General features: G+C 72.4%; 28 protein-coding genes. 7 read left to right on the forward strand and 21 right to left on the reverse strand.

Annotated features, from left to right (window positions below):
• Nucleotides 1-40: 40 nt before the first annotated feature.
• Complete coding sequence (gene lysA / locus ACFYS8_RS05640; protein WP_387636148.1) at nucleotides 41-1,390, reverse strand: diaminopimelate decarboxylase; 1,350 nt, start codon at nucleotides 1,388-1,390, stop codon at nucleotides 41-43.
• 62 nt (nucleotides 1,391-1,452) lie between these two features.
• Complete coding sequence (locus tag ACFYS8_RS05645) at nucleotides 1,453-1,650, reverse strand: hypothetical protein (RefSeq protein ID WP_387636151.1); 198 nt, start codon at nucleotides 1,648-1,650, stop codon at nucleotides 1,453-1,455.
• Nucleotides 1,651-1,927: 277 nt separating this feature from the next.
• Here ACFYS8_RS05645 and ACFYS8_RS05650 point away from each other — a divergent pair, with 277 nt between their 5' ends.
• The gene (locus tag ACFYS8_RS05650; RefSeq protein ID WP_387636154.1) at nucleotides 1,928-2,248 is read left to right on the forward strand and encodes an SAV_915 family protein; all 321 of its coding nucleotides are present in this window, start codon (nucleotides 1,928-1,930) and stop codon (nucleotides 2,246-2,248) included.
• A gap of 104 nt (nucleotides 2,249-2,352) precedes the next feature.
• Nucleotides 2,353-2,946, forward strand: coding sequence for an RNA 2',3'-cyclic phosphodiesterase (thpR, locus tag ACFYS8_RS05655; RefSeq protein WP_387636157.1), 594 nt, complete (start codon nucleotides 2,353-2,355; stop codon nucleotides 2,944-2,946).
• Between the two features lie 3 nt (nucleotides 2,947-2,949).
• On the opposite strand, the gene ACFYS8_RS05660 is transcribed toward thpR, so the two are convergent.
• Nucleotides 2,950-3,462, reverse strand: a complete 513-nt coding sequence (locus ACFYS8_RS05660; protein WP_387636160.1) for a hypothetical protein — start codon at nucleotides 3,460-3,462, stop codon at nucleotides 2,950-2,952.
• A gap of 240 nt (nucleotides 3,463-3,702) precedes the next feature.
• Between ACFYS8_RS05660 and ACFYS8_RS05665 the strand changes: the two genes are divergently transcribed.
• Nucleotides 3,703-4,320, forward strand: coding sequence for a hypothetical protein (locus tag ACFYS8_RS05665; protein WP_387636162.1), 618 nt, complete (start codon nucleotides 3,703-3,705; stop codon nucleotides 4,318-4,320).
• Nucleotides 4,321-4,791: 471 nt separating this feature from the next.
• Here ACFYS8_RS05665 and ACFYS8_RS05670 read toward each other — a convergent pair whose 3' ends face one another.
• Entirely contained in the window at nucleotides 4,792-5,430 is a 639-nt protein-coding gene (locus ACFYS8_RS05670; protein ID WP_387636165.1) for a ScbR family autoregulator-binding transcription factor, read from the reverse strand.
• Between the two features lie 123 nt (nucleotides 5,431-5,553).
• Here ACFYS8_RS05670 and ACFYS8_RS05675 point away from each other — a divergent pair, with 123 nt between their 5' ends.
• The 3 genes from ACFYS8_RS05675 to ACFYS8_RS05685 all read left to right on the forward strand — a co-directional run bounded on the left by ACFYS8_RS05675 (nucleotide 5,554) and on the right by ACFYS8_RS05685 (nucleotide 8,153).
• Nucleotides 5,554-6,477: a ScbA/BarX family gamma-butyrolactone biosynthesis protein gene (locus tag ACFYS8_RS05675; protein ID WP_387636168.1), complete on the forward strand. Its 924-nt coding sequence runs from the start codon at nucleotides 5,554-5,556 to the stop codon at nucleotides 6,475-6,477.
• 13 nt (nucleotides 6,478-6,490) lie between these two features.
• Nucleotides 6,491-7,336 (forward strand): SDR family oxidoreductase, encoded by an 846-nt coding sequence (locus tag ACFYS8_RS05680; protein ID WP_387636170.1) that lies wholly within the window; start codon nucleotides 6,491-6,493, stop codon nucleotides 7,334-7,336.
• A 115-nt stretch (nucleotides 7,337-7,451) separates the two neighbouring features.
• Complete coding sequence (locus tag ACFYS8_RS05685) at nucleotides 7,452-8,153, forward strand: antibiotic biosynthesis monooxygenase (protein ID WP_387636173.1); 702 nt, start codon at nucleotides 7,452-7,454, stop codon at nucleotides 8,151-8,153.
• A gap of 74 nt (nucleotides 8,154-8,227) precedes the next feature.
• On the opposite strand, the gene ACFYS8_RS05690 is transcribed toward ACFYS8_RS05685, so the two are convergent.
• The 4 genes from ACFYS8_RS05690 to ACFYS8_RS05705 form a co-directional block, all read right to left on the reverse strand.
• The gene (locus ACFYS8_RS05690) at nucleotides 8,228-8,383 is read right to left on the reverse strand and encodes a hypothetical protein (protein ID WP_387636175.1); all 156 of its coding nucleotides are present in this window, start codon (nucleotides 8,381-8,383) and stop codon (nucleotides 8,228-8,230) included.
• A 145-nt stretch (nucleotides 8,384-8,528) separates the two neighbouring features.
• A complete protein-coding gene (locus tag ACFYS8_RS05695; protein WP_387636177.1) occupies nucleotides 8,529-9,500 on the reverse strand; it encodes an alpha/beta hydrolase in 972 nt (323 codons plus the stop codon).
• On the reverse strand, nucleotides 9,493-10,143 hold the full coding sequence (locus ACFYS8_RS05700) for a DsbA family oxidoreductase (RefSeq protein ID WP_387636180.1): 651 nt from the start codon (nucleotides 10,141-10,143) through the stop codon (nucleotides 9,493-9,495). The genes ACFYS8_RS05695 and ACFYS8_RS05700 overlap by 8 nt, the downstream gene beginning before the upstream one ends.
• A gap of 58 nt (nucleotides 10,144-10,201) precedes the next feature.
• The gene (locus ACFYS8_RS05705) at nucleotides 10,202-11,455 is read right to left on the reverse strand and encodes an MFS transporter (protein ID WP_387636182.1); all 1,254 of its coding nucleotides are present in this window, start codon (nucleotides 11,453-11,455) and stop codon (nucleotides 10,202-10,204) included.
• Nucleotides 11,456-11,617: 162 nt separating this feature from the next.
• Between ACFYS8_RS05705 and ACFYS8_RS05710 the strand changes: the two genes are divergently transcribed.
• Nucleotides 11,618-12,496 carry a hypothetical protein gene (locus tag ACFYS8_RS05710; protein WP_387636184.1) on the forward strand — a complete coding sequence of 293 codons (879 nt, stop codon included), beginning with the start codon at nucleotides 11,618-11,620 and terminating at the stop codon, nucleotides 12,494-12,496.
• Between the two features lie 71 nt (nucleotides 12,497-12,567).
• On the opposite strand, the gene ACFYS8_RS05715 is transcribed toward ACFYS8_RS05710, so the two are convergent.
• The 13 genes from ACFYS8_RS05715 to ACFYS8_RS05775 form a co-directional block, all read right to left on the reverse strand.
• Entirely contained in the window at nucleotides 12,568-13,068 is a 501-nt protein-coding gene (locus tag ACFYS8_RS05715) for a nuclear transport factor 2 family protein (protein WP_387636186.1), read from the reverse strand.
• Nucleotides 13,065-13,304: an acyl-CoA carboxylase subunit epsilon gene (locus ACFYS8_RS05720; RefSeq protein ID WP_387636188.1), complete on the reverse strand. Its 240-nt coding sequence runs from the start codon at nucleotides 13,302-13,304 to the stop codon at nucleotides 13,065-13,067. The genes ACFYS8_RS05715 and ACFYS8_RS05720 overlap by 4 nt, the downstream gene beginning before the upstream one ends.
• Before the next feature lie 29 nt (nucleotides 13,305-13,333).
• Complete coding sequence (locus ACFYS8_RS05725; protein ID WP_387636191.1) at nucleotides 13,334-14,896, reverse strand: acyl-CoA carboxylase subunit beta; 1,563 nt, start codon at nucleotides 14,894-14,896, stop codon at nucleotides 13,334-13,336.
• Between the two features lie 82 nt (nucleotides 14,897-14,978).
• A complete protein-coding gene (locus ACFYS8_RS05730; RefSeq protein WP_387636193.1) occupies nucleotides 14,979-15,749 on the reverse strand; it encodes a 4'-phosphopantetheinyl transferase family protein in 771 nt (256 codons plus the stop codon).
• Nucleotides 15,746-16,147, reverse strand: coding sequence for an acyl carrier protein (locus ACFYS8_RS05735; protein WP_387636196.1), 402 nt, complete (start codon nucleotides 16,145-16,147; stop codon nucleotides 15,746-15,748). Before ACFYS8_RS05735 ends, ACFYS8_RS05730 begins: the two co-directional genes overlap by 4 nt.
• Before the next feature lie 68 nt (nucleotides 16,148-16,215).
• Entirely contained in the window at nucleotides 16,216-16,797 is a 582-nt protein-coding gene (locus ACFYS8_RS05740) for an NADPH-dependent FMN reductase (RefSeq protein WP_387636198.1), read from the reverse strand.
• A gap of 21 nt (nucleotides 16,798-16,818) precedes the next feature.
• Nucleotides 16,819-18,246 (reverse strand): MFS transporter, encoded by a 1,428-nt coding sequence (locus tag ACFYS8_RS05745; protein ID WP_387636201.1) that lies wholly within the window; start codon nucleotides 18,244-18,246, stop codon nucleotides 16,819-16,821.
• Nucleotides 18,247-18,441: 195 nt separating this feature from the next.
• On the reverse strand, nucleotides 18,442-20,739 hold the full coding sequence (locus ACFYS8_RS05750; protein ID WP_387636204.1) for an SDR family oxidoreductase: 2,298 nt from the start codon (nucleotides 20,737-20,739) through the stop codon (nucleotides 18,442-18,444).
• 2 nt (nucleotides 20,740-20,741) lie between these two features.
• Nucleotides 20,742-21,701, reverse strand: a complete 960-nt coding sequence (locus ACFYS8_RS05755) for an aromatase/cyclase (RefSeq protein ID WP_387636206.1) — start codon at nucleotides 21,699-21,701, stop codon at nucleotides 20,742-20,744.
• A gap of 48 nt (nucleotides 21,702-21,749) precedes the next feature.
• Nucleotides 21,750-22,535, reverse strand: coding sequence for a 3-oxoacyl-ACP reductase FabG (fabG, locus tag ACFYS8_RS05760; protein ID WP_387636208.1), 786 nt, complete (start codon nucleotides 22,533-22,535; stop codon nucleotides 21,750-21,752).
• Between the two features lie 97 nt (nucleotides 22,536-22,632).
• Nucleotides 22,633-22,902 carry an acyl carrier protein gene (locus tag ACFYS8_RS05765; protein WP_387636211.1) on the reverse strand — a complete coding sequence of 90 codons (270 nt, stop codon included), beginning with the start codon at nucleotides 22,900-22,902 and terminating at the stop codon, nucleotides 22,633-22,635.
• 43 nt (nucleotides 22,903-22,945) lie between these two features.
• A complete protein-coding gene (locus tag ACFYS8_RS05770) occupies nucleotides 22,946-24,163 on the reverse strand; it encodes a ketosynthase chain-length factor (protein ID WP_387636213.1) in 1,218 nt (405 codons plus the stop codon).
• Complete coding sequence (locus ACFYS8_RS05775) at nucleotides 24,160-25,428, reverse strand: beta-ketoacyl-[acyl-carrier-protein] synthase family protein (protein ID WP_387636216.1); 1,269 nt, start codon at nucleotides 25,426-25,428, stop codon at nucleotides 24,160-24,162. The genes ACFYS8_RS05770 and ACFYS8_RS05775 overlap by 4 nt, the downstream gene beginning before the upstream one ends.
• Between the last annotated feature and the right edge of the window lie 3 nt (nucleotides 25,429-25,431).

Raw genomic sequence — 25,431 nt, forward strand, 5'->3', positions numbered from 1 at the left:
GCCAGCCGGGCCGGTCAGCGGCCTGAGCAGGCCGGGCCGGTCAGCGGCCGACCTCGCGGGTGCGGAAGTCGTCGACGGTCTCCCGGCGGATCAGCAGCCGGATCCGGCCCTCGCGGACTGCGGCAACGGCCGGGCGGCCCACGTGGTTGTAGCTGGAGGCCATCGACAGGTGGTACGCCCCGGCGGCCGGGACGGCCAGCAGGTCGCCCGGCCGCAGGTCGGCGGGGAGCGGCGCGTCGCGGGCCAGCACGTCGCCGGCCTCGCAGTGGCAGCCGACCACGTCGAACGGCCTGGTCGGGGCGGTGCCGGTGCGGCCGATCGGGCGGACGGTGTAGGCGGAGCCGTAAAGCGCGGGCCGCGGGTTGTCGCTCATGCCGCCGTCGACGGCGGCGAAGGCGCGGCCGTCGGCAGTGTGCTTCACGGAGAGCACCCGGTAGACGGCGACTGCGGCGGGGGCGGCGATCGCCCGGCCCGGCTCCACCATCAACTTCGGTACGGCTAGGCCGTGTTCGGCGCAGCGGGCGGCCAGCCGGGCGGTGATTTCGGCGGCGAATCGGGCGGGGTCGAGTTCCGGGTCGCCGGGGAGGTAGCGGACGCCGTGGCCGCCGCCGAGGTCGAGTTCGGGCAGCTCGACGCCGTGCCGGTCGCGGATCCGGGCGAGCAGCTCGACCAGGCGGTCGAGCGCCGTGAGGTAGGGGCCGGTGTCGGTGATCTGCGAGCCGAGGTGGCAGTGCAGGCCCGCCAGTCGGAGGCCGGGCTGGGCGAGGATGCGGCGGAAGGCTTCGGTGGCCTCGCCGGCGGCGATCGAGAAGCCGAACTTCTGCCCGTCGATGCCCGTCCGGACGGCGCTGTGGTGTCCGGCCGCGACACCGGGCAGAACGCGCACCAGGACGCGCTGCGGGGTGTCGGCGGCGGTGAGGGCGGCCAGGCGCGGGATCTCGGCGAGGTTGTCGATGACGATCCGGCCCACCCGCAGGCGGCGGGCCAGGCGCAGCTCCTCCGGGGACTTGGCGTTGCCGTGCAGCAGGATCCGCCCGGGCGGGAAGCCCGCGGCGGCGGCCAGGCGCAGTTCGCCGGCCGAGCAGACGTCGAGGCCGAGGCCCTCGTCGGCGATCCAGTCGGCCATCGCGGTGCACAGGAACGCCTTCGCGGCGTACAGCACGTCGGCGTGCGGCAGGGCGCGGCGGTAGGCCCGGGCGCGCAGCCGGACCTCGTCCTCGTCGAGCACGTACAGCGGGGTCCCGAAGCGCTCGGCGGCCTCGCGCAGGCCGACACCGCCGAGCAGCACGTCGCCGCCGCGCCCGGGGACGGCGGACGCGGGCCAGGGGCTGCCGAGGGGCCGGGGCGGGTCCTGCGGGTGCGCGAGCGGGCGGGTGGACAGGGTGGTCATCGCGGGGGTTCTCCTGGGCTCGGCGGGAGGGTACGGGCTTCGGCCCGGTGTGCGGGGCGCCGTCAGTCCTCGTAGTGCATGGTGAAGCGGCAGTGTCCGGCGGCGGGGCGGCCTTCGGGGTGGTCGTTGGTGCGGTCGGGTGCGGCGTCGAGGGCCGGTGTGCGCAGCAGGCGGCGGAGGATCGCGTCGTCGGGTCGGTCCTGCTGCGTGCTCGGGGCGGGGTTCAGCAGGTTCGCGGGGACGAGTTGCAGGTCGGTCATGGTGGGCTCGCTTTCGCCTGGAGGTCGCGGGGGCCTTCGTCCGGGCCCCGACCACTCCAGTGCAAGCCCGGCGCGCGCCGATCGCACCCGTCCTTGACGCAGGGGCTACACGGATCGGGCCTGCCCTGACGGGACGTTGACGGGCGTCACGGGGCGCGCGTCAACGGGCCGTACGGATCTTGCCGGAAGGTGACAGCCCCGGTGGTGAGCGGGGATAGCGTCTCTGCTGCGCCCGCGAGCGGCGCTTGGTGTCTCGACCGTTGTGTGGAGGTATGCCGTGAAGCAGCAGCTGCACCCCGTCCGTCCGAAGCCCTCGGAACGCACCCCGGCCGGACGGCTGGTGGTACCCGTCCGGCCGGGCCCGCTGGGCCACACGGTCCGTGTCTTCCGTACCGCCGTCGGTGACCGCACCGCGGTCGCCTTCTCGTCGGAGCGGCACCTGATCGCCGTGCTCGGCCCCGACCAGCCCTGGATCTCGCTCGCCGAGCCCGCGCTGCGCGCCCTGTTCGAGCCGCTGGGCGTCAGCGCGCTCACCCTCGACCCGCAACTGACCGCGGCGGCCCCGATCCCGCTGGACCTCGGAGGAGTCGCGGCCTGACCTGCTGGTACGGGCTGGGAACCGGCTGGGCTCGTGGTGTGTACCGTTGTTGCAGGTGGTGGCCAGGTCGGTGGCCGCCCGGGAGCTGAAGGCGGTGCTGGGCGGTGAGCCCCGAAGAGCCCCCGACCCGGCGCATATTCGTGGCGCTGGCACCGCCCGACGAGGCCAAGGACGAACTGGCCCGCGCGCTGGCGCCCGCCTACGCCGCCCACCCGCAGCTGCGCTGGAACCGGATCGAGGACTGGCACATCACGCTCGCCTTCCTCGGTGAACTCCCCACCGCCGTCGTGCCGTTGCTGCTCACCGCACTGGCCGGCACCGCCGGCTCGCGGCCGGCCCTGGAGCTGCGGCTGCGTGGCGGCGGGCACTTCGACGGCCGGCTGCTGTGGAGCGGCATCGACGGCGACCTGGCGGGGCTGCACGCCCTCGCCGACGAGGTCCGGCGGCTGGTCAGGTCCTGCGGGATCGACTTCCTGGAGCGCCCGTTGCGCCCGCACCTCACGCTGGCCCGGGCCCGCCGCGACGACCCGCTCGGCGTCCCGGCCGTGGCCGCCGACCTGGCCGGCTTCATCGGGCGCAGTTGGCACACCGACCGGCTCCACCTGGTCGGCAGCAACATCGGCCGCGGCCCCGGCCCGATCCACTACCGGGACATCACCGCCTGGCCGTTCGCCGCCGCCACTCCCTCGCAGCCGTAGCCGTCAGCCGCAGCGCTTGTCGACCTGCGCCCGGTAGTCCGCGAGCGTCATGACCTCCCGCTCGTGCCGGCCCTGGCCTCGGACGACCTGGTCCGCGCCGAGCCCCAGCAGGACCGCACCGTCCACCGTGAACGCGCCGGTATGCGGCCGGTCACCCCGGCTGACCGTCACCGTGAAGGAGTAGGTCGCGTCGGCCCGGAGGCCGGGCGCGTCACCGCTCCCCGTCCAGCCCGGGGCGAGCGCCCCCGAATCGACCTGGTCGACATTCGTTTCCATGGTGTCCGGGCTCGCGAACCAGTGGTTCTCCCCCTCCTCCCCGTTCACCCTGGTCCTGATCATCACGTCGTTCACCGTCTCGTTCGGACACCGGGCGGGATCGATCACGAGGTGCCCCTCCACCACCCGCACGCCGAAGACCCGGTCCCAGGCAGGCGTGCACGCGGACAGCAGGGGCAGCGCCAGGCAGCCGGCGACCGCCGCGACCGCGAGCCGGTGCCGTCGTCCATGGTTCTTCACGTCGTCAACTCCTGCTGCTGCCGGGGTGATTGCCGGTGTCAGCCTTCCGCAGTCGGGTAGCCGCCCCGGCACGGCTTCGCGTCGATCTCGTTGCGGTTCCCGGCAGTCGCCCGACCAGGGCCGATATGACGTGGGCCAAGCCCCCCAAAGAGGGGGTACAGGAGGTCCGCGGCGCGCGCACAACGTCATCCCTGCCCCCGGGAAATGCGGACGCCGGGGCGGGAATTGGGAGGTGGCGCGGTGCTCGACTTCTGCCTGACGCTGGCGGACCGGGAGTTCTACGTTCCGATGGAGCGGGCCCCCGAGGTGGGCGAGCGCTACCGGCCCAGTGAGGTGCCGGACGGCCGGCGCGGGGAGCTGTTCCCGCTCGCCCAGCCGCTGGAGCGCGACCCGCGCGGCCGGGCGGAGCTGTACCTGCGCGACCTCGAACAGGAGGTACCCGTCCCGGAGGCGCTGTGGCGCACCGCGACCAGGTACCACGGGGCGGCCACCCCGGAGACGCCGAGCAACTACGATCTGCCCACCGCCGCCGAGCTGGACGAGAAGCCGGAGCAGGCGCTCACCGCGCTGCGCAACAGCATCGCGGCCGGGCTGCTCGGGATGGCCAGGCCGGACGGCCAGGGCTGCACCGACGCACCGAGCCGGCCTGGTTCCTCCACCCCGCGCGCTGCCTGCGCTGACCGCGCCGACCGCGCCGCACGGGAGCGAAGATCTGGCAGACCAAACGTCAAGTCGCCACGGCTACGACGGGAGTTGACTGCTACTCCGCCGGACCAAGGACAGGCCCGCCAATTCGGCGGGCCTGTCCCCGTGTCACGGGGAAATCACCGGTCGTCACTCAATCTGCGGACGCAGTAGCGGTGTTGACGGAGAACGGCCCCGCCGCGCAGGCTCGTCGCGTGGGGGCTCGGGGTGGGTGGCGGTGGAGAGAGGGGGTCAGGTGGTCGAGTGTGACGGGGGCTGCACAGAGTGCTCGAGGGGCGCTCGAGGGAGCCTTGATTAAAAACCGACCCGCCTGTATCTTATTGGCTACTTGCTCTTGATCGATGAAGTCAGCCGGCCGCCTCGGAGCTTGTGCGGGGCGTTCTGGGGTGTGGCGTCCGATTTGTTCGGCGGGCGCACGGGGTGTAGTGGCTGTTATTCGATCAGGGTGATGCGGCGATCAGTGGGACGTGCGGTGCGACTGCCCGCTCACGTTCGCCCGCGCGCGATCCACCCAACTGGCCAGAGTTCGCTTCTCATTGCTGGAGCCGTCATGCCAAGGTCGCTGTGCACCGCAACACAAAGCCGCACCACCCGGAATGACGGTGGCGCGGCTCACGACTCGCCCTACGGGGCCGTCAACTCCTGGTACACCTGGCCACCTCGGTCGGCGCCGTAGAGCAGGGCGGCGAGGACGGAGGGGACCACGATGCTCGGCAGCAGGTAGCGCAGCAGGGACTGGGCGCGGCGGTCGAGGTCCTGGTAGCCGGTGAGGGCCTCGGACATGGCCTGGATGCCGCCAAAGGAGCCGACGACCACGTCGGAGGCTTCCGCCACGTCGACATGGGGAAGCAGTTCGCCCTGTTCCTTCGCGGCGGCGAGGATGCTGCGGCAGATCCTGCCGAACTCCTGGAAGGGGCCGGAGCGGTCGAGGTCCTGCTCCAGCGAGTTGAGGGTCAGGCGCACCGAGGCACGGACCAGCGGGTCCGTCTGCAGGCGGTGGGCGTGCAGCATGACCAGGTCGACCAACTGCTGGGCCTTGATGTTCCGGTCGGGCAGTTCGGCGGTCTGCCCCTGTTCCGCGAGGACCCCGCGGGCCAGGTCCTCCTTGGACTTGAAGTGGAAGTACAAAGCACCCTTTGTCACGCCGGCCTCTTTGAGGATCTGCATGATCGTGGCGGCCTGGTACCCGTGCTCCTCGAAGACCTTCGCCGCCGCGGCGACGATTGTCTTTCTGGTTCGGATCGCCCTGTCCTGAATGGCCATACAGCCTCCTCCGTGCCCCTCAAGCGTTGCTGGTTACTGAACGCACACTGACACATACTCACCGTACAGCGAAACCGTCCAGTCTGTATTTTACAACACATTACCTACCCCAAGGGGGGGACCATGCTCGAGGCGACGCTGACCGCACCCGACGCACTGCACGTTCAGCCGGAATCCGGCATCGCGACGCTGGAGATGCTCCACCGCGCCCGCGCCCAGGACGCGTTCCTGCACGGCTGGCGGCGGACCGGCGCGGACACCTTCGTGCTGACCGGGCAGTGGCCCGCGCGTCACCCCTTCTTCGAGCTGATGGCCGGGCGCCGGGTGGATCCGCTGCTGGTCGCCGAAACCGTGCGCCAGTCCGTCCACTTGGTGGCGCACGCGGGCTTCGGCGTCCCGGTCGGCCAGGCGTTCGTACTGCAGAACATGCGGTACCACTGCTCCCCCGAGCGTCTCGCGGTCGGGGCGGATCCGACGGACCTGCGGGTCCGGGTCTCGATTCCGGGCTTCGGGGGCAGGTCGCGGGGCACGACCGAGGCCAGGATCGAGATCCGGCTGGCTGGGGTCACCGTGGCCGGTGGCAGCATCGACTTCCAGGTGGTCAGCCCGGGTGTGTACCGGCGACTGCGGGGCGGCCGGACCGATCTGCTGTCGGTGCGGCCCGCGGTGCCGGCCGTCGCGGCGGCGGCGGTGGGGCGCTCCCGGGACGAGGACGTCCTGCTGTCGGCCGGCTCGCGGGAACGGGAGTGGCTGCTGCGGGTCGACACCGAGCACCGGACCCTGTTCCAGAGCCCCAAGGACCACGTGCCGGGCATGCTCCTGCTGGAGGCGGCGCGGCAGGCGGCCACGGCGGTGGCCCGGCCGGGGGCGTTCGCTCCCTGGGCCGCCGACGCGTCCTTCTTCAACTACGTGGAGCTGACCGAGGATTGCCTGATCCAGGCACAGGAGGTCACGGACCCGGCGACCGGGGAGCCGGCCGTGCGGGTGACCGGGCGTCAGGGCGACCGTCCGGTGTTCGAGGCCACGCTTCGCGGCGAGCTCGGGTGAGCGGGCGGCGACGATGATCCTGGTCACGGGTGCCACCGGGACGGTGGGACGCGAGGTGGTCCGTCGGCTGTCCGGCCGGGTGCCGTTGCGCATTCTGGCCAGGGATCCGGGCCGTGTCACGCGTATGAGTGAAGCGGACGAGGTCGTTGAGGGTGACTATCGGGACGAGGAGTCGCTGAAGCGCGGTTTGCGGGGGGCGAGTTCGGCGTTCGTGGTGACCAGCGACGTCGGCGGGCAGGACGATGTCCGCTTCGTGGCGGCGGCCCGGAGTGCCGGTGTGCGGCACCTGGTCAAGCTCTCCGCCGCGGCCGTCACGGATCCGCTGGCCGACGATCTGATCACCCGCTGGCAGCGCGGGGCGGAGGAGAGCATCCGCGCGTCGGGGCTCGACTGGACGTTCCTCCGGCCGCGATCGTTCATGTCGAACACGCTGGGCTGGGCGGCGACCGTCCGGGCCGAAGGTGTCGTCCGCGCGCTGTACGGCACCACGCGCAACTCGTGCGTGGACCCTCGCGACATCGCGCGGGTGGCGGTGAAGGCACTCACCGAACCCGGGCACGAGGGCAAGGCGTACACGCTGACCGGCCCGGAGGCCATCAGCGCGGCCGAGCAGGCGGAGTGGATCGGCCGGGTGCTCCAACGCCCGGTCAGGTTCGAGGAGTTGGGCCGGGAGCAGGCCCTGGCCCAGTGGTCGCGGCGGTACCCGGGGCCGGTCGCCGAGGCGCTGCTGGCCAGTGCCGAGCGGCAGTTGGCGGGAGCGAAGACGGGAGTGGACAGCACGGTGGAGCGGCTGACGGCCCGTCCGGCCGGCTCCTTCGCCGGCTGGGCCGAGGAGCACGCGGCGGCCTTCGCCGGGTAGCGCACCGGCTGGTTCGCCTCACAGTTCGAAGCGCTGTCCGGTCGGTTGAAGTGACCTCGGGACGGAGCCAGGAGTCCCGGACAGCGCGATTTCCCTCAAGTCAGGAGCCGAGAGAATGCCGAAGATCACCGCCAACGACGGGCGCCTCACCGTCCTCAACGTGTTCACCACCGCCACCCCGGAGAAGCAGCAGGAGCTGCTGACGGCCATGCGCGGGGTCACCGACACCGCCGACATCGAGGGCTGGATCTCCACCACCGTCCACGCGGGGCAGGACAGCCCGGGCACCGCCAACTTCATCCAGTGGCGCAGCGCCGCGGACCTGGAGGCCCGCTACGCCGACGAGGAGTTCAAGCGCCGCACAGCGCCGGCGTTCGGTCAACTCGCCACCTCCGTGCGGCTGTTGCAGAACGAGATCGCGTTCACGCAGCAGCGGGAGGCCGGCGGCACCGAGCTGTCGCCCGAGCGGGACGACTGGACCGTCATCGAGCTGTTCGGCGTCGCGGAGGCCGACCAGGACGAGCTGATCGACGCCCTGGGCGCCTCGCAGGGGTGGCTGGTGGACGTGCCCGGCTACCGCACCCACACCGTGCTGCGCGGGCTGCGCGCCCGCGGTGTCGAGGGCAGGTTCGTTGTGGTGTACGGGCAGTGGGACAGCAAGGAGGCCCACGACGCCTTCCGCGGCCGTCCGGAGGCCGAGCGGGGAGCGGAGCGGGTGAAGGTGGACGAGCGGGTCGCGGCGCTGAGCACCTGGCGGGACGTCAACACCTACCGGGTGGTGCACACCCGTTCCGCGGGCGAGCAGGTGGGTGAGTAGCACGCCGCCCGGCGGTCGGTGACCCCGGCCCGCCCCACCGGGCCGGGGCACCGGGCCGGGGCACCGCGGGCCGGTCAGTCGGTGCCCCGGAAGATGTGGTGGTCCGGGGCGTCCCGGTCCTCACCGGCCAGCAGGGCGGGGCGGGTGAACACGCGGCCCGCGACGGCGGGCCTGGTGCCGAATATCTCGAAGGTGGTCCGGTCTTGGCTCTCCAACAGGTCGGAAGTCACGCGGGGATCCTTTCCGGGTCGGCGAAACAGGCGGAACGAGCGGAACGAGTCAGGACGAGCGGGACGAGCGGAACGGGTCGGGACGAGCGGGACGAGCGGAACGGGTCGGGACGAGCGGGACGAGCAGGAACAGGCGGAGCAGGGGTCAGACCAGGCAGGGGGCCGCACGGTCGTCGAGGCGGTCGTCGAACTCGCCGGCGGATGCCGGGAGTTCGGCGGAGGCCCGGCGCCGTACCGGCCGCGGCGGCGCGGCGTCCTGGGCGAGCAGGCACTCCTCCAGGAAGGCCAGCGCGCGCAGGTGGTAGGTGCGGGCCGCCCAGCCGAGGCTGATGTTGTGTCCGGCGTCCGGCTGGTGGTCGACGGCGACCCGGGGGGCGGCGAGCGGTCTGCGCAGGGCGGCGATGGCCTCCTCGTCGAAGTGCCACCACTGTTCCTGCTCGGCGAAGGTGAACCGGACGGGTACCCGGACGAGTTCGGCGAGTCCGGGGTAGAGCTCGGGCCACAGCGGGCCCTCCTGGGCCTCGCGGGTGGGGACGGGCGAGACCAGGGAGCGGCCGAGCCGGAAGGCGTCCGGCGGGTAGAGGCGCAGCGCGCCCCAGTGTTTGCGCCAGGCGCCGTGGCCGTCGGAGCCGGGCATCTGGTGCGGTTCGACCGCGAGGCGGCTGCCGAGGCCGGAGATGTCGAGCCCGATCAGGGGGTGTTCGCCGGTGCGGGCGCCTGCGGCGAGGGCGAGTTTGCCGCCGTTGGAGTGGGCGAGGAGGAAGAAGCCGCCGCCGATGTCGCGGTCGCGGGCGAAGTCGGCGAGGGCGGCGTTCAGGGTGTCGGCCTGGTCCAGGACGCCCTGTCCGTCGGGCAGGTGTTCGGCGGACGCGCCGTAGCCGGGCCGGTCGATCGCCAGGACGGTGTAGCCGAGTTCGGCGCCGAGGGTGAGCAGGGAGAGTCCGGGGCGGGCCCGGCTGTCGAAGTAGCCGGCGCTCATGCCGCCGCCGTGGATGGCGACGATGACGGCGCGCGGCGGTGCGGGTGTCTCGGCGAGCAGGGCCGAGAGCGGTACGCCAGCCGCGTCGAGGGTGATCCGGCGTACCTGGGGTGGGCGGGTGCTCTGCGGCTCAGTCATGGGCGTTCACGTGTGGCGCCGCGGCGCGCAGGGCGGCTTCGAAGGCGCTCACGGGCTGGGCGCCGCTCAGCACGGTGCCGTCGTCGAACAGGAATTGCGGGATGGAGCGCACCCGCATCCGGTGGTGCACGTGCTGGAGCATGGTGCGGGTCTCCTCCGTGCCCTCGCCGTCGGCCATCGGCTTGTCGACTCCGACTTCCTGGCCGAGGCCGGCGAGGACGTCCGGGTCGGCCACGTTGAGGCCCTCGGTGAAGTAGGCGCGGAACAGGCGTTCGGTCATCTCCTCGGCGCGGCCGGACCGGGCGGCGTGCAGGATCTGGCGGTGGGCGTCGAAGGTCTGGGTGTGCACGACCTCGGCGAAGCGCAGGTCGAGGCCGTCGGCGGCGGCGGTCTTCGCGACGCGTTCGGTGCTGGCGAGCGCGTCGGGGCCGAACTTGCGCAGCAGGACCGGGATCAACGGCTCGCCCTCGCTGGTGGAGTCCTGGTCGAGCTGGAACGGCAGGAAGGTGACTTCGAGCCGGCCGCCGTCGGCGCGGAAGCGGCGGGCGGCTTCGGTGAAGCGCGCGTAGCCGATGTAGGAGTGTGCGCAGATGATGTCGAGGACGATCTCGACGCGGCGGACCGGGGTCTCGGCGGGAGCCATGCGGGGGCCTTTCTCGAATTGAAGACGTACGGGACGCGGGCGGTGGGCGGCTGACGGCTCAGGCCTCCGCGGGGACCTCAACGGGCTTGCGTGCGGCGTCCGTTCGCGGTGCCGGTCGGGCCGTCCCGCCGCGCACCGTGAGCAGGACCAGCACGGCGACGACGGCGGCGAAGCCGGCGGCGGTCAGGTAGACGCCGCCGATGCCGACGGCGCCGCTCACCGGCTGGCTCACCAGGGGCGAGACGAACTGGCCGAGGAACAGGGTCGAGGTGACGCCGCTCAGGGCCCGGCCGCGCATCGCGACGGGGGTGCGCGACACCAGCCAGGTGTTGAGGTTGGGGATCAGCAGGCCGATGCCGGCGCCGGCCACCAGCAGCCCGGCGAGCACCAGCGGCACGCCGGTGGCGGCGCCGATCGCGGTGTAACCGACCGCCAGCAGGACGAAGGTGGTGACGGCGATGGTGCGGTGGCTGCGGTTCTTGCCGATCCGCCCGTAGGACAGTCCGACCAGTGCGGTGGACAGGCTCATCAGGGCGATGGCCAGTCCGCTGCCACCGGCCCCGACGTGGGCCAACTCATCGAGGTAGAACGGGAGTTGGGAGGGGATGGCGTAGAAGACCAGCTGGGCGGCGAAGACCAGGGCGTAGATGCCGAAGGCCAGCTTCGGGAAGCCGCCCGCGGTGTCGGCCGCCCCGGCCTCGGCGGCGGCGCCGTCCGCGGGGCGCGGTTCGCGGATCAGCCACAGGGTCAGGAAGGTCATCGGCACGGCCACCAGGTAGATGGCGAACGGGCCGCGCCAGCTGATGTCGGCCAGGGCGCCGCCGAGGGACAGGAAGGCCACGCCGCCGAAGCCCATGAAACCGGCCTGGAGTCCGAGGACCCGGGAGCGCTGCTGCCCGGGGTAGTGGTCGGCGACCAGGGTGGTGGTCGCGGTCATGATGCCGGCGACGGCGATGCCGAGCAGCAGCCGGAACACCAGGATCGCGTACAGGTTGCTCAGGAACAGGCCGGTGCTGCCCGCCACGGCGAACAGGGCGACCGAGGCGACCAGGATCGGCTTGCGCCCGCTCCGGTCGATCAGCGCGCCCACCACCGGCGCGCCGAAGGCGATGGCCAGGCCGGGCACGGTGAGCACCATGCGCACCAGCAGCCCGACGTGGCCGACGTCGGCGAAGTGCTTCTCCATCGCCGGAAGGGCCGGTGCCACGATCGCCCCGGCCATGGTGGTAAGCATGCTGGCCAGCAGCAGTGTCACCAGCAGCGGGCGGCCGCCGGCGGGCCGCCCGGCGGCGGCGCTGGTCTCGTGTGTCATGACTGTTCCTCTTCCTCGCCCGTATTCGCGCACGTCTCGAACCTCAACTCTCCGCTCCCCCACGGCGAATTCGGCATTCTTTTCCTCGTTCTGACATTTGTTTCAGCAGTTCTGACACAGCGGCCTTTCGATATGACACGGGCGCCATTTACCGTCTCGGCCATGACCCCGATTCCGCTGTCCCCGCTCGCCGGGCGCCGCTGCCAGGAAGCCCTCAACGCGCTGCACTCGACCGTCTACTTCAGCCCGGACTTCGCCGAGAGCCTGGCGGAGTACGGCGTCGACGACTCGATGGCCGTCTACCTCGCGGGCCGGGCCGGCCCGCTCGGCCCGGTGGCGGCGGGCACGGTCACGGCCGCGTTCTACGGCTTCGCGCACCCGCTGATCGCCGAGCACCTGCCGCACGTGTGGAGCCTGGTACCGCCCGCCACCGTCGTCGAACTGCGGCTGGCCGCGGTGGACGCCCTGCTGCGCCGCCACCTCGGCGAGGAGACGCTGGCCTCGGCCGGGATGGCCGAGGCCGCCCGGCTCGCGCTGTCCGCCGCCGGGGCCGGGCAGCGCGCCGGGCGTCCGATGTTCTCCGCCCACGCCGACCAACCGGTGCCGCAGGAACCGCACTTGGCGCTCTGGTACGCCGCCACCCTGCTGCGCGAGCACCGCGGCGACGCCCACATCGCGGCGCTCCAGCACGCCGAGCTCGACGGGATCGACGCCCTGGTCTCGCACTGCGCGAGCGGCGACGGCATGCCCAAGGAGGTCGTGATGACCAAGCGCGGCTGGACCGAGGCCGACTGGTCCGCCGCCGAGGACCGGCTGCGCGAACGCGGCCTGATGGACGCGGACGGGGCGCTGACCGCGCACGGCGAGCTGCTGCGCACGCAGCTGGAGGCGGAGACCGACCGGCTCGACCGCGCACCGTACGAGCACCTGGGCGCCGAGTCCGTGGCCCGGCTGACGGAGCTGGCCGAGTCCTTCACCGCGCAGGCCGCGGCGTCCGGCGCCTTCCCGCCCGAGCTGCTGGCGTTCTTCGGCAAGCGCTGAACACCCCGCCCGGGAGGCGGTACGGGCGGCCCGCTCGTACCGCCTCTCCTGCTGCCCGCACGGCGGCCGGTTCACTGCACCGGGGTCCCGTCGGGGCCGGGGCCGTCGGCCCAGGTGAGGTTGAAGCTCCACTCCTGGAAGCGCCAGCCCTGCGCGGTGCGCACCACCACGCCGCCGTAGTGGCCGCCGATGTCGAACAGCGCCGCGCCGGCCTCCCGGTGGTGCACGTGGGTGGCCACCACGTGGAACCGGACGGTGCCCCGGTCGCCGTCCAGGCTGATCGCGTGGTTGGCGCTCAGGTGCAGCGTGCGGTCGAACTTGGCCTTGGCCTCGTAGTGGAACCGCGCCACCCCGTCGATGCCCCGGTGGGTGCCGATCGGGAAGTGCAGCACCGCGTCGTCGGTGAAGACGGTGGGCGGCCAGGTCTCGTCGTAGCCGTGCTCGTCCTGGGTGTCGAGCAGGGTGACGTAGCGGTTGATCAGTGCGCTGATCTCCGCGCCGTCGGTGAGTTCCTGGACCCGGGCGCGCAGCGCGGCGAGTTCGGCGGCGAGGTCCTCGATGGTGAGTGTCATGCGGCTTCGCCGAAGGTGCGGGCGAGGTGCGAGGCCTCGCTGCGCCAGCTGCGGGGGGTGCGGTGGCCGAAGGTGCGGTCCACCCGCCGCCAGCGGGCGCGGGCCAGCGTGGCGGTGCCGGAGGGGTCCGCGGCCCGGCTGGTGGCGAGGAGCAGGGCCACGGTGACGGCGGCCAGTTCCTCGTCGGTGGGCATGCCCTTCTCGATGCGGAGGACGTCGGAGGGTTGAGTGGTCACGTCGGGTCTTCTCTCTCGGTGGCGGGTGGTCACTGCGGCGGGTTGCCGTGCTTGCGGGACGGCAGTTCGGAGTGCTTGGCGCGCAGCATGTCCAGCGAGCGGATCAGCACGGAGCGGGTCTCGCGCGGGTCGATGACGTCGTCGATCAGGCCGCGCTCGGCCGCGTAGTACGGGTGCATCAGCTCGTCCTTGTACTCCTGGATGCGCGCCTCGCGGACGGCCTCGGGGTCGTCGGCGGCGTTGATCTCGCGGCGGAAGACCACGTTGGCGGCGCCCTCGGCGCCCATCACGGCGATCTCGTTGGTGGGCCAGGCGAGCGCGAGGTCGGCGCCGATGGAGCGCGAGTCCATGACGATGTAGGCGCCGCCGTAGGCCTTGCGGACCACCAGGGAGATCCGCGGCACGGTGGCGTTGCAGTACGCGTACAGGAGTTTCGCGCCGCGCCGGATGACGCCGTTGTGCTCCTGGTCGACGCCGGGCAGGAAGCCGGGCACGTCGACCAGGGTGATCAGCGGGATGTTGAAGGCGTCGCAGAACTGGACGAACCGCGCGCCCTTCTCGGAGGCCTCGATGTCCAGCACGCCGGCCATCGCGGAGGGCTGGTTGGCGACGATGCCGACCACGTGCCCGTCGAGCCGGCTGAACGCGCAGACGATGTTCGGCGCCCAGGCCGAGTGCACCTCGAAGTACTCGCCGTCGTCGACGACTTCGGCGATCACCTTGCGCATGTCGTAGGCCTTGCCGGGCTCGGCCGGGACGAGGTCGAGCAGCGACTCGTTGAGCCGGTCGGCGGGGTCACCGGAGCGCTCGACGGGGGCGAGTTCGCGGTTGTTGGCGGGCAGCAGGGACAGCAGGTACCGCACGTCCTCGATGCAGTGCTCCTCGTCGTCGTACGCGAAGTGCGCGACGCCCGAGGTGCCGGCGTGCACGTCGGCGCCGCCGAGGCCGTTCTGGGTGATCTCCTCGCCGGTGACGGCCTTGACGACGTCCGGTCCGGTGATGAACATCTGCGAGGTCTCGCGGACCATGAACACGAAGTCGGTGAGCGCCGGGGAGTAGGCGGCGCCGCCCGCGCACGGGCCGAGCATCACCGAGATCTGCGGGATGACGCCGGAGGCGCGGGTGTTGCGCAGGAAGATGCCGCCGTACCCGGCGAGCGCGGTGACGCCCTCCTGGATGCGGGCGCCCGCACCGTCGTTGAGGGAGACCAGCGGGGCGCCGGCCGCCTCCGCCAGGTCCATGATCTTGTGGATCTTCTGGGCGTGCGCCTCGCCGAGCGCGCCGCCGAAGATCCGGAAGTCGTGGGCGTACACGAAGACGGTGCGGCCGTGCACGGTGCCCCAGCCGGTCACGACGCCGTCGCTGTGCGGTTTCTTCCGCTCCAGGCCGAAGCCGGTGGCGCGGTGCCGGCGCAGCGCCTCGACCTCGTTGAACGAGCCCTTGTCCAGCAGGAGTTGGACGCGCTCGTGGGCGGTGAGCTTGCCCTTGGCGTGCTGGCGTTCGGTGGCGGCGTCGTCTCCGGCGCGCACCGTCTCCTTGAGCTCCGTCAACTCCTCGATGCGGGCCCGTATCGTCTGGTCGCTCGCGGACATGTGGTTCCCACTCTCCTTGGTCAAAAGTCGGGTCGGACGGGTCCTGGCCGTTCAAGGGCCTTGCCGGACAGGCCCCGGTCGTTCAGCCGGCGAGGGCCGGCGCCGGAGCGGCGTGCAGCCACCCCTCGTCCAGCCAGCGGACCCCGGCGGTCAGGGGGCCGGCGCTGCGCACGGCCGCGGCGGCCGCGTGGGTGGTGGTGCAGGGCACGTCGAACACCGTCCAGCCGGCCGGGTGGCGGGCGGAGCGGGCGCCGAGGTAGTCCTGGGCGGGCGACCGGCTCAGGCCGGTGCCGATGCCCTTGAGGTAGGCCTCCTTGCGGGTCCAGATCCGCCCGAAGCCCTCCGCCCGCTCGAACTCGTGCTGGTGGCCCGCCAGTTCGGCCTGTTCCTCGGGGTGCAGGGCGCCGGTGCAGACCTCGATGGTCTCGGCCCGGGGCAGCCGTTCGACGTCCACGCCGAGCGGTGCGGTGGCGACGCCGATCAGGGCGACGGCGCTGCTGTGCGACAGCGAGAAGTGCAGGGGCAGCGGGGACCTGTCCAGCGCGGGGCGGCCGTGGCGTTCGCCGCAACCGGGGCACGGCTCGCGGGTGAAGCGCACGTCCTCGGGCGCGGTGTGCAGGTAGCGGCCGAGCAGCCGGCGCAGCGCGACGTGGACCGTCGCGTACAGCAGTCCGTCGGCGGGGCGGACGAAGGAGTCGGCGCGGCGGCGCTCGGCGGCGTCGAGCTCGGAGCGGTCGAGCAGGTGCGCGGTGGCCGGGTGCGGACTGCGCATCAGCCAGAGGTCGAGCCTGCCGTCGCCGAGGGTGAACTCCTGGTCGGCAAGCGTGCGGACGGTGGCCCGGGCGGCGGTCATGCGGGGACCGCGGTGCCGTGGGGGGCGGCCACCGCCGCCGGGTGCGGGCCGAGCGGGCCGAGCTGTCCGGCCAGGCACTCCACCAGCTCGGCCGCGCTGTTGGCGAGCAGCAGCATCTGCAGGTTGAGCTCGACCTGGAGGGCGTGCTCCATCCGGCGCTGGAGTTCCAGCCCGGCGATGGAGCCGACGCCCAGGCTGCGCATCGGCCGGCCGGTGGTGTCCACCTGGTGGGGGGCGATGCCGAGGACCCGGCCGAGCTCCTGGCGGACGTAAGCGTCGAGGACCCGGGTGCGTTCGGCGTGGTCGGCGGCGGCGAGTCGGGCCCGGTCGGGCGCCGTCACCGCCCCGGTGCCGGCGGTGCACGTGCGGGTGGGGCGCGCCGTGCGGTTCACAGTCATGTCCCTTTCCGGTTGGCGCCGCTCCGGGGGGAGCGCGGTGTGTGCCGCGCTCCCCCCGGAGCCGCGGGTCAGGCCTGGTACGGGATCCGGGTGCGGCCCTCGCGCAGCACGTTGGCCCACCAGGAGAGCTGGTCGAGGAGCACCTTGGCGGCGCCGGCCGGGCCGGTCTCGTCCTTGGGCTTGCCGTTCTCGAAGTTCTCCCACGGGGTGTGGAAGCTGACGACGTCGCGGACGGTCACCGCGTGCAGCTCGGCGAAGATCGGCCGCAGCTGCTCGACGGCGCGCAGGCCGCCGGCCAGACCGCCGTAGGAGACGAAGCCGACCGGCTTGGCGCGCCACTGCGTGTAGTGCCAGTCGATGACGTGCTTCAGCGAGGCCGGGAAGCTGTGGTTGTACTCCGGCGTCACCACGACGAACGCGTCGGCCGCCTCCAGGCGGGGCGAGATCTTCGAGAGCTGCTCGAGGGCGTCACCGGACGGGTTGAACGAGTGCGCGAACGGCATCTCGTGCTCGATCAGGTCGATGACGTCGACCTCGAGGTCGCCGCGTCCCTTCGCCTGCTCCGTGAACCACTCGCCCACGACCGGTCCGAACCGGCCCTCGCGGACGCTGCTGATGATGACGGCCAGCCGCAGCGGATCGTTCGACATCTTCTTCACCTTTTCCTGTTCTCATTCGGGGAGTTGACGGGCGGCGGTGTGCGCCGCCCGCCGGGGCACGAGGGCCTGTCCTAGGCCGTGGAGTGCGACGGCCAGGCCGAGCAGGCCGACGGCCGTGATCAGGTACAGCACCGGCCGCTGCCCCGTGGGGTACAACGAGCCGCACAGGGCGGTCATGACGGCCGCCCCCAGCTGCACGAAGGTCTGGTAGAGCCCGCCGGCCGCCGCCTGGTCGGCGGGGGCCACGGAACCGGTGGCCTGCACGTGGAAGGCGGTGAAGGCCAGCACGAACGCCGCTCCGAGCAGCAGCATCGTGGGCAACACGCCTGTCACGTACGACAGTTCGGATCCGTCGGGCGAGTAGAGGAGGTAGCCGAGCGGCGCCGCGGCGGCGCCCGCCGCGATCAGCCGGGGCGGGCCGAAGCGGGCGACCAGCCGGCCGGAGTGCAGCGCGGTCAGGGCGAGCGGGGCGGCGGCCGGCAGGAACGCCAGGCCGGTGAGCCAGGGGCCGTGGCCCGCGCGCTGCTGCAAGTCGAGGGTGGCGACCAGCAGCAGGCCCAGGTACGAGCCGTTGAGCGCGCCGGCGCCGAGCGCGGAGCGCAGCAGCGGCCCGTGGCGCAGCAGGTCGAGCCGCACCAGCGGTTCGCGGGCGGTGAGTTCGATCCGCACGAAGGCGGCCGCGAGCAGCGCCGCGAGCAGGAACGCCGCGACGGTGACCGGGGCGTCCCAGCCGTACCGCGCCCCCGAGGTGAGGGCGGCCGGCAGCAGCATCACCGCGCCGGTGAGGGTGGCCGCGCCCGCCGCGTCGTAGCGGCGCGGGGCCTTCTCGTCGGGCAGGTCGCGCGGGATCAGGCGGAGCGCGGCGGCGAACAGCGCCAGGGCGACGGGGGCCGGGAAGGCGAAGGTCCAGCGCCAGCCGAGTCCGGTGAGCGCCCCGGACAGCAGCAGCCCGGCGGAGAACCCGCCCGCGCCGAACAGCGAGTACACCGACAGCGCCCGCCGGCGGGCCGGTCCTTCGGGGAAGGTGGCGGCGATGATGGCGAGTCCGGTCGGCGCGGTCAGCGCCGCGCAGAAACCCTTGACGAAGCGGGTGGCCACCAGCAGCGCCATGCTGTCGGCCAGCGCGCCCACCAGTGAGGCGGCGGCGAACACCAGCAGCGCGGCCAGGTAGACCGGGCGCCGGCCGCGGATCGCGACCAGGCGGCCGCCGAACAGCAGCAGCCCGCCGAAGCCGACCGCGAATCCGGAGACCAGCCACTGGAGTTCGGCCGTCGCGAGTCCCAGGTCGGCGCCGACCGAGGGCAGCGCGACCAGCGCGACGGACACTTCCAGGGCGTCGATGAGCATGTTGCCGGCGAGCACGAACAGCAGGCCCCACAGGACGGGGGTCCAGCGTGCGTCGGCCCGGGCGGCCGGGCGCGTGGGTGTCGAGAGCGTCATGATCCCGTTCCGCAGGGGTGGTTGGGGTGCCACAGGTTGGGGTGCCACAGGGTGGGGTGCCGGGGCGTGGGCGTTCCGGGCGTGGGGTCCCGGGGCGTGGGCGTTCCGGGCGTGGGGTCCCGGGGCGTGGGTTTCGGGGGCGGGCCGGCCGCGGGCGGGGGGTCCCGCGGCCGGCCCCGATGGGGTGGCCCGGCCTCAGCCGAGCAGGGTGCCGCCGGTGGCGTCGACGAACGAGCCGGTGATCCAGCGGGCCTCGTCGGTGGCGAGGAAGGCCACCACGTCGGCGACGTCCTCGGGCTCGCCGACCCGGTTGAAGGCGGACAGCTGCGCCATCGCCTGCACCGCCTCGGGGATGGCGAAGACCGGGTTGCTGTTGCGGGTGATGCCCGGTGCCACCGAGTTGATGGTGATGTTGCGCGGGCCGAGGTACTTCGCGAAGTGCAGCGCCAACTGGTCGACGGCGCCCTTGGTCATCGCGTAGGCGATCTCGTCGGGGTTCGCGAACCGGGTGAGGCCGGAGGTGATGTTGATGATGCGTCCGCCGTCGGGCATGTTCTTCAGCGCCCGCTGGATGAGGAAGAACGGCGCCTTGGCGTTGACCGCGAACAGTTCGTCGAACTTCTCCGGGGTGGTCTCCTCGGGCTTGACCCCGCCCATCACACCGGCGTTGTTGACCAGGATGTCCAGGTCGGTGCTGCCGGTGCGCTCGCGCAGTCCGGCCTCCAGGGCGAGGAACAGCTCGTGCACGTCGCCGGGGACGCCGAGTTCGGCGCGCACGGTGAAGGCGCGGCCGCCGTCCTTCTCGATGGTTTCGACGACCTCTTCGGCCGCCTCCTGCTTCGCGGTGTAGTGGACGGCGACGAGTGCGCCTTCCCGCGCCAGCCGGATCGCCGTCGCGCGGCCCATGCCGCGGCTGGAACCCGTGACGAGCGCCGTCTTGCCGGTGAGCCTTCCCATGTCTGTACTCCACTTCGTGGCCGGCGCGGTGGCCGGTGTCGTCGTCCTGGTGGTGGCCGCGGGCTTCCCGAACCAGCGGGTCAGCGCCTGCGGCAGGTCGGCGGCGTCGGCGGTGTCGGCCCAGACGACGTAGCCGTCCGGTCGCACCAGCAGGGCGCCGCCGCCCGGCGCGGGGGTGTCGGGCAGCGCGGTCGCGCGGACCGTGCGCACCAGCGGTGCCCACGGTGCGGCGGCGGCCGCCGCGGCCGTGCGGCGCGCTTCGTCGCCGGGCAGGAGCAGTAGCAGGCCCTGCCCGCCGCGCAGTGCCTGCGCGGTGGTCGACGTGCCGTCGTCGGTGGTCAGTTGCCAGTGCGGCAGGCGTCGTCCGAGCAGGGGGTGGGCGCCCGGCCCGACGTCGTAGCGGATGTCGAGGCCGGAGATCATTCCGGCCAGGTGGGTGCGGACGTTCTCGCTGCCGCCGATCAGTTCGGCGAACACTTCGCGGGTGGCGTCGGTCCCGCCGTCGCCGAGCAGCAGCAGGGCCTGCGCCCCGATGTTGCCCAGCACCTGCCGGCCGACGGCGTGCCGCTCGGTGTGGTAGCTGTCCAGCAGCCCGTCAGGGCTCCGACCGGCGACCTGTGCGGCGAGTTTCCAGCCGAGGTTGGCGGCGTCCTGGAGGCCGAGGTTGAGGGCCTGTCCGCCGATCGGCATCTGCTGGTGGGCGGCGTCGCCGGCCAGCAGGAGCCGTCCGTCGCGGTAGCGGGTGGCCTGCCGGGAGGCGTCGCCGAAGGAGTTCACCCACAGCGGGGTGCCGCCGCCGATGTCCTCGCCGGTGACGCGCTTCCAGGCGTCGGCGACGTCCGTGAACTCCGGCTGCGTTCCGCGCGGCGCCGCACCGAACTCGTGCACCATCACCCGGGTCACTCCGTCGGGACGCCGGGCGGCGATGGCCAGTCCCCCCGCGAGCCGCTGGAAGCGGCGGTTGGGGATGTCGATGCCCGCCACGTCGGCGCGCAGCAGTTCGCGGCCGGCGTCGGCGCCGGGGAAGTCGAAGCCTCCCAGGCGGCGCACGGCGCTGGTCTCGCCGTCGCAGCCGACCAGGTACGCGGCCCGGAGGAACTCCGTCGTTCCGCCGGCCGTCCGTACCTCGGCCTCGACGTGATCGGCCGTCACGGTGAGGCCGGTCAGCTCGTGGCCGCGCCTGATGTCCGCGCCGAGGTCCGCCGCCCACTGGCCGAGGAGTTCCTCGATGCGGGTCTGCGGGACCTTCCACTGCCCCGGGTGGGGGCCGGGCAGGGTGAGGTCGAGCGGGATGCCGCCGAAGTGGCCCATCGGGTCGGACGGGATCTCGCCGAGCGGCGCGAGCAGGCCGCGGCCGTCGAGGAGTTCCATGGTGCGGGCGTGCAGGGTGGACGCCCGCGATTCGGTGGTCGGTGCGGTGAGCCGGTCGAGGACCACCACGTCCGCGCCTCCGAGCCGGAGCTCGCCGGCCAGGAACAGCCCGACCGGGCCCGCGCCGACCACGACCACCTGGGTCCCGGTGTGGTCCCCGGCCATGGTCAGGCCGCCTTGTTCTTCGCGAGGTTCTCGGCGTGCTCCTTGGCGTGGCCGAGGGTGGCGCGGCTGTTGGTGCTCAGCGCGGTGTGGACGTAGAACCGGGCGTCCTCGACCGTGGCCTGCCCGCCGAGGATCTTCTCGATGTTGGCGGTGTTCAGGGTGACGGTGTGCTGCGAGGAGGCGGCGACGCCGTCGGCGTTCTCGGTGAACGTCCAGTAGCCGGTGTGCAGCGTCATCAGCGCCGGCAGCGTGACCTGCTTGTAGGCGATCTTCTGGTGCGGGAAGGCCACCCGGTACGACTTGGTGGTGTGCACCGAGCCGTCCTTGGCGCGGGTGTCCATCTCCAGCTCCTGGAGGCCCGGGTAGGGCTCCTCGAAGCGGACGGTGGCCACGTGCGGGAGGCGCTCGGACCACAGCTGGGCCTCGTTGACGAAGTCGAAGACGTCCTTGGCGGAGCCGTTGATCTGGACGGTGTCCTCGAAGGAGAACGTCAGGTACTCGGCGGCGTGCGCGGCCTCGACGTTGGTCTTCAGGGCGGCGAGTTCGGAGCGCGAGTTGCGGTCCACGGCCTCGTCGATCCACTTCAGCGACCCGGGGTCGTCGTCGACGGCCCGGTAGTCGTGCAGCAGCCGCACGCGGGACGAGTCGGCGGAGAGCGGTTCGATGATCCAGGTGCCGCCCATGGCGGCGACCGGCGGGGCGGAGACCTCCTGGCGGAAGGTGATCCGGAGGTTCTCCTGGTCCAGGGTGCGGTGCGAAGTCCAGTTCTTGGCCTCGCCGTTGGCGGTGGCCCAGATGCGGATGCGCTCTTCGTCCGCGGACTTCTCCACGTGGTCGACGAAGATCGTCGGTGGGAAGATCCGCGGCCAGTTCTGCACCTCGGCGATCAGCCGGTACACGGCGGCGGCCGGGGCCGAGATCGTGATCTCGTGCTCCACCTCGCGCAGGCCGGGCTGCGACATGCTGGTGACTCCTTCGGTCTGGGGGCGGGTTGGTGGGGGCCTGACGGGTCAGAAGTTGCCGAGGCCGCCGCAGACGTTGAGCGCCTGCGAGGTGATGGAGGCGGCCGTGTCGGAGGCCAGGTAGCCGACCAGGCCGGCCACCTCCTCGGGCGTCGAGTAGCGGCCCAGCGGGATCTTGGCCTGGAACTTCTCGAGGATGGCGTCCTCGGTGGCGTTGTAGGCGGCGGCGTAGCCCTGGCGGACGCGCTGGGCCATCGGCGTCTCGACGTAGCCGGGGCACACGGCGTTGACGGTGATGCCGGTCGGGGCGAGCTCGTTGCCGAGGGCCTTGGTGAAGCCGACCACGCCGTGCTTGGAGGCCGAGTACGGGGCGCCGAGGACGACGCCCTGCTTGCCCGCGGTGGAGGCGATGTTGATGATGCGGCCGCGGTCCTTGTGGCGCAGGCCGCCGGTGGTGAGCACCTCGCGGGTCAGCCGGAACACCGAGTTGAGGTTGGTGTCGATGACGTCGTTCCACAGCTCGTCGTCGATGTCGGCGGTGACCCCGCCGCCGGACCGGCCGGCGTTGTTGACCAGCACGTCCACGGTGCCGAAGCGGTCGACGGCGGCCTGGACGAAGGCCCGGGCGTCGTCCGAGGAGCGCACGTCCAGGGTGGTGCCGTCGACCTCCAGGCCCTCGTCCTGGAGCTGCTTGACGGTCTCGGCGACGTTCTCGGCGTTGCGGGCGCCGATGAACACCTTGTGGTTCTGGGCGGCCAGCAGCCGGGCGACGGCGAGGCCGATCCCGCTGGTGGCGCCGGTGACGAGGGCAACCCGCTTGTCCTGCTGCGACATGGCTTTGCTGCTCCAAACGAAGAAGAGTGGGGTGAGCTGCGGGCCCGCCGGGGCGCGGGACCCCGGCGGGGGCCGGTCAGGGCTCAGGGCTCAGGGCTCAGGCGTCGACGAGTTCGGTGAAGTAGCCGTTGATCGCGGCGACCAGGGTCCGCGGGGTCTTGTTGTCGGCGAAGATCTCGTCGTCGAGGGATATGCCGTACTCGCGCTCGATCCGGCCACCGGTCTCGAGCAGCGCGAGGGACTCGTAGCCGAGCTCCTCGAAGTCGGTGTCGAGGATGTCGCCGTCGAGGTCGACGTCCTCGTCGGCACCGGCGCCTTCGAGCAGGATGCGCTTGAGGTCCTCGATGGTGAATTCCTGGGCGGACATGGGGGTCCCCTTCGGTAGTTGTGTTTTTTTGCGGGGGTGGGGGTCAGTCGAGGGAGCGGACGACCAGGGCGGAGTTGAAGCCGCCGTAGCCGCGGGCGAGCACCAGCGCGTTGCGCACCAGGGCGGTGCGCGGCTGGCCGACGACGAGGTCGATGTCGTACTCGGGCGAGAGTTCGACGTTGGTGGTCGGCGGGATCAGGCCCTCGCGCATGGCGAGGACGGCCGCGACCACGTCGACGGGGGCGGCGCCGGAGTAGAGGCGGCCGATCATCGTCTTGGGCGCGGTGACCGGGACGCCGGAGGGTCCGAACACGGCGATCAGCGCGTCGGCCTCCTCGCGGTCCAGCCGCGGGGTGCCGGCCGCGTCGGCGAAGACCACGTCGATCTCGCTCGCGGTGACACCGGCGTCGGCCAGCGCGGTCTCGATGGCGCGGCGCAGCCCGGGTTCGCGTCCGGTGCCCGGCTTCGGGTCGAACGTCGAGCCGTAGCCGGCGACTTCGCCGTAGATGTTCTGCGCGCCGCGTTCGCGGGCGGTGTCCTCGTTCTCCAGGATCAGCAGCGCCCCGCCCTCACCGGCGACGTAGCCGCTCGCGGCGGCGTCGAACGGCAGGTAGGCACGGTCGGGCTCGTTGCTGGTGGTCATCCGGCCGCCGGCGATCTGCGCGACCCAGCCCCAGGGGCAGATCGAGGCGTCGAAGCCGCCGGAGAAGATCAGCTTGCTGCCCTTGCGGATCTGGCGGCGGGCCTGCGCGATGGCGTCGAGGCCGCCGGCGTGGTCGCTGACGACGACGCCGCTGGGGCCCTTCATGCCGTTGCGGATGGAGATCTGGCCGCTGTTGACGGCGTAGAACCAGGCGAAGGACTGGTACGCGGAGACGTACTGGCTGCCCTGGCTCCACAGCTTCTGGAGTTCGTTCTGGCCGAACTCGAAGCCGCCGGAGGTGGAGGCGGTGACGACGCCCATGTCGAACTCGGGGATGTCGTCGGGCTTGACGTCCGCGTCGTCGAAGGCGCATTCGGCGGCGACCAGGGCGAGCCGGGTCATCCGGTCGGTCTGCGGGATCAGCCGGCTGGGCAGGTGCTCGGACGCCTCGAAGTTGCGGATCTCGCCCGCGAGTTGCGACGGGTACGAGGACGGGTCGAACCGGGTGATCCGGTCGATGGCGTTCTTGCCGATCCGGGTCGCGGCCCAGAACTCGTCCACGCCGAGCCCGTTGGGGGTGGCGACGCCGATACCGGTGATCACTGTCCTGGCGCTCATGCCACGCTCCTGTCGGGACGGGCCAGCACCATCGCGCTCTGGAACCCGCCGAATCCGCTGCCGACCGTGAGGACGGCGTCGGTGCGGTGCTCGCGCGCGGTGAGCGGCACGTAGTCGAGGTCGCACTCCGGGTCGGGGGTGTGCAGGTTCGCGGTGGGCGGCACCACGTTGTTCTCCATCGCGAGGATCGACGCGGCGATCTCGATCGAGCCGATCGCGCCCAGCGAGTGCCCCACCATCGACTTGATGGAGGAGACCGGGGTCCGGTAGGCGTGCCGGCCGAGGCTCAGCTTGAACGCGGCCGTCTCGTGGCGGTCGTTCTGCTTGGTGCCGGAGCCGTGCGCGTTGATGTAGTCGATCTGCTCCGGGTTCATCCGGGCCTCGGCCAGCGCCACGTTGATCGCCTCGGACATCTCGCGGCCGTCGGGGCGCAGGCCGGTCATGTGGAAGGCGTTGCAGCGCGAGGCGTAGCCGGCGATCTCGGCGTAGATGTGCGCGCCGCGCCGCTTCGCGCTCTCGTACTCCTCCAGGACGAACGCCGCGCTGCCCTCGCCGAGGACGAAGCCGTTGCGGGTGCCGTCGAAGGGCCGGGAGGCGTGCGCGGGGTCGTCGTTGCGTGGGGTCGTCGCCTTGATGGCGTCGAAGCAGGCCATGGTGATCGGCGAGATCGGGGCGTCGGTCGCGCCGGTGATCATCACGTCGGCGGTGCCCTCGCGGATCAGCTCGACGGCGTGGCCGACCGAGTCGATGCCGGAGGTGCAGCCGGTGGAGACCACGGTGGCCGGGCCCTCGGCGCCGACCGCCCAGGCCACCTCGGCCGAGAACGAGCTCGGGACGAAGTAGTTGTACAGGTGCGGCACGGCGTAGCGGTGGTCGACCTCGTTGAGCACGCCGTTGTTGCTGACCACCCGGTACTCGTCGTCGAGCCCGGCGGTGGCGCCGACCGCGGAGCCGATGGTGACGCCGGTGCGGTGCGGGTCGAAGCCGGCCAGGTCGAGGCCGGAGTCGGCGAGTGCCTCGCGGGCGGTGACCACGCCGAACTGCGCGGCGCGGTCCATCCGGCGGATCTCCTGCGGGGTCAGCCCGTGCAGCTCGGGGTCGAAGTCGGCCTCGGCCGCGACCCGGGAGCGGAAGGAGGACGGGTCGAAGAAGGTGATCCCCCGGGTCGCCGTGCGTCCTTCGCTCAGCAGACTCCAGAAGTTCTTGGCGCCGATTCCGCCCGGCGCCAGCACTCCCACCCCGGTGATGACTACGCGGCGGCTCACTGG

It is taken from the genome of Kitasatospora sp. NPDC004615, assembly GCF_042873545.1.
Taxonomy (GTDB): Bacteria; Actinomycetota; Actinomycetes; order Streptomycetales; family Streptomycetaceae; genus Kitasatospora.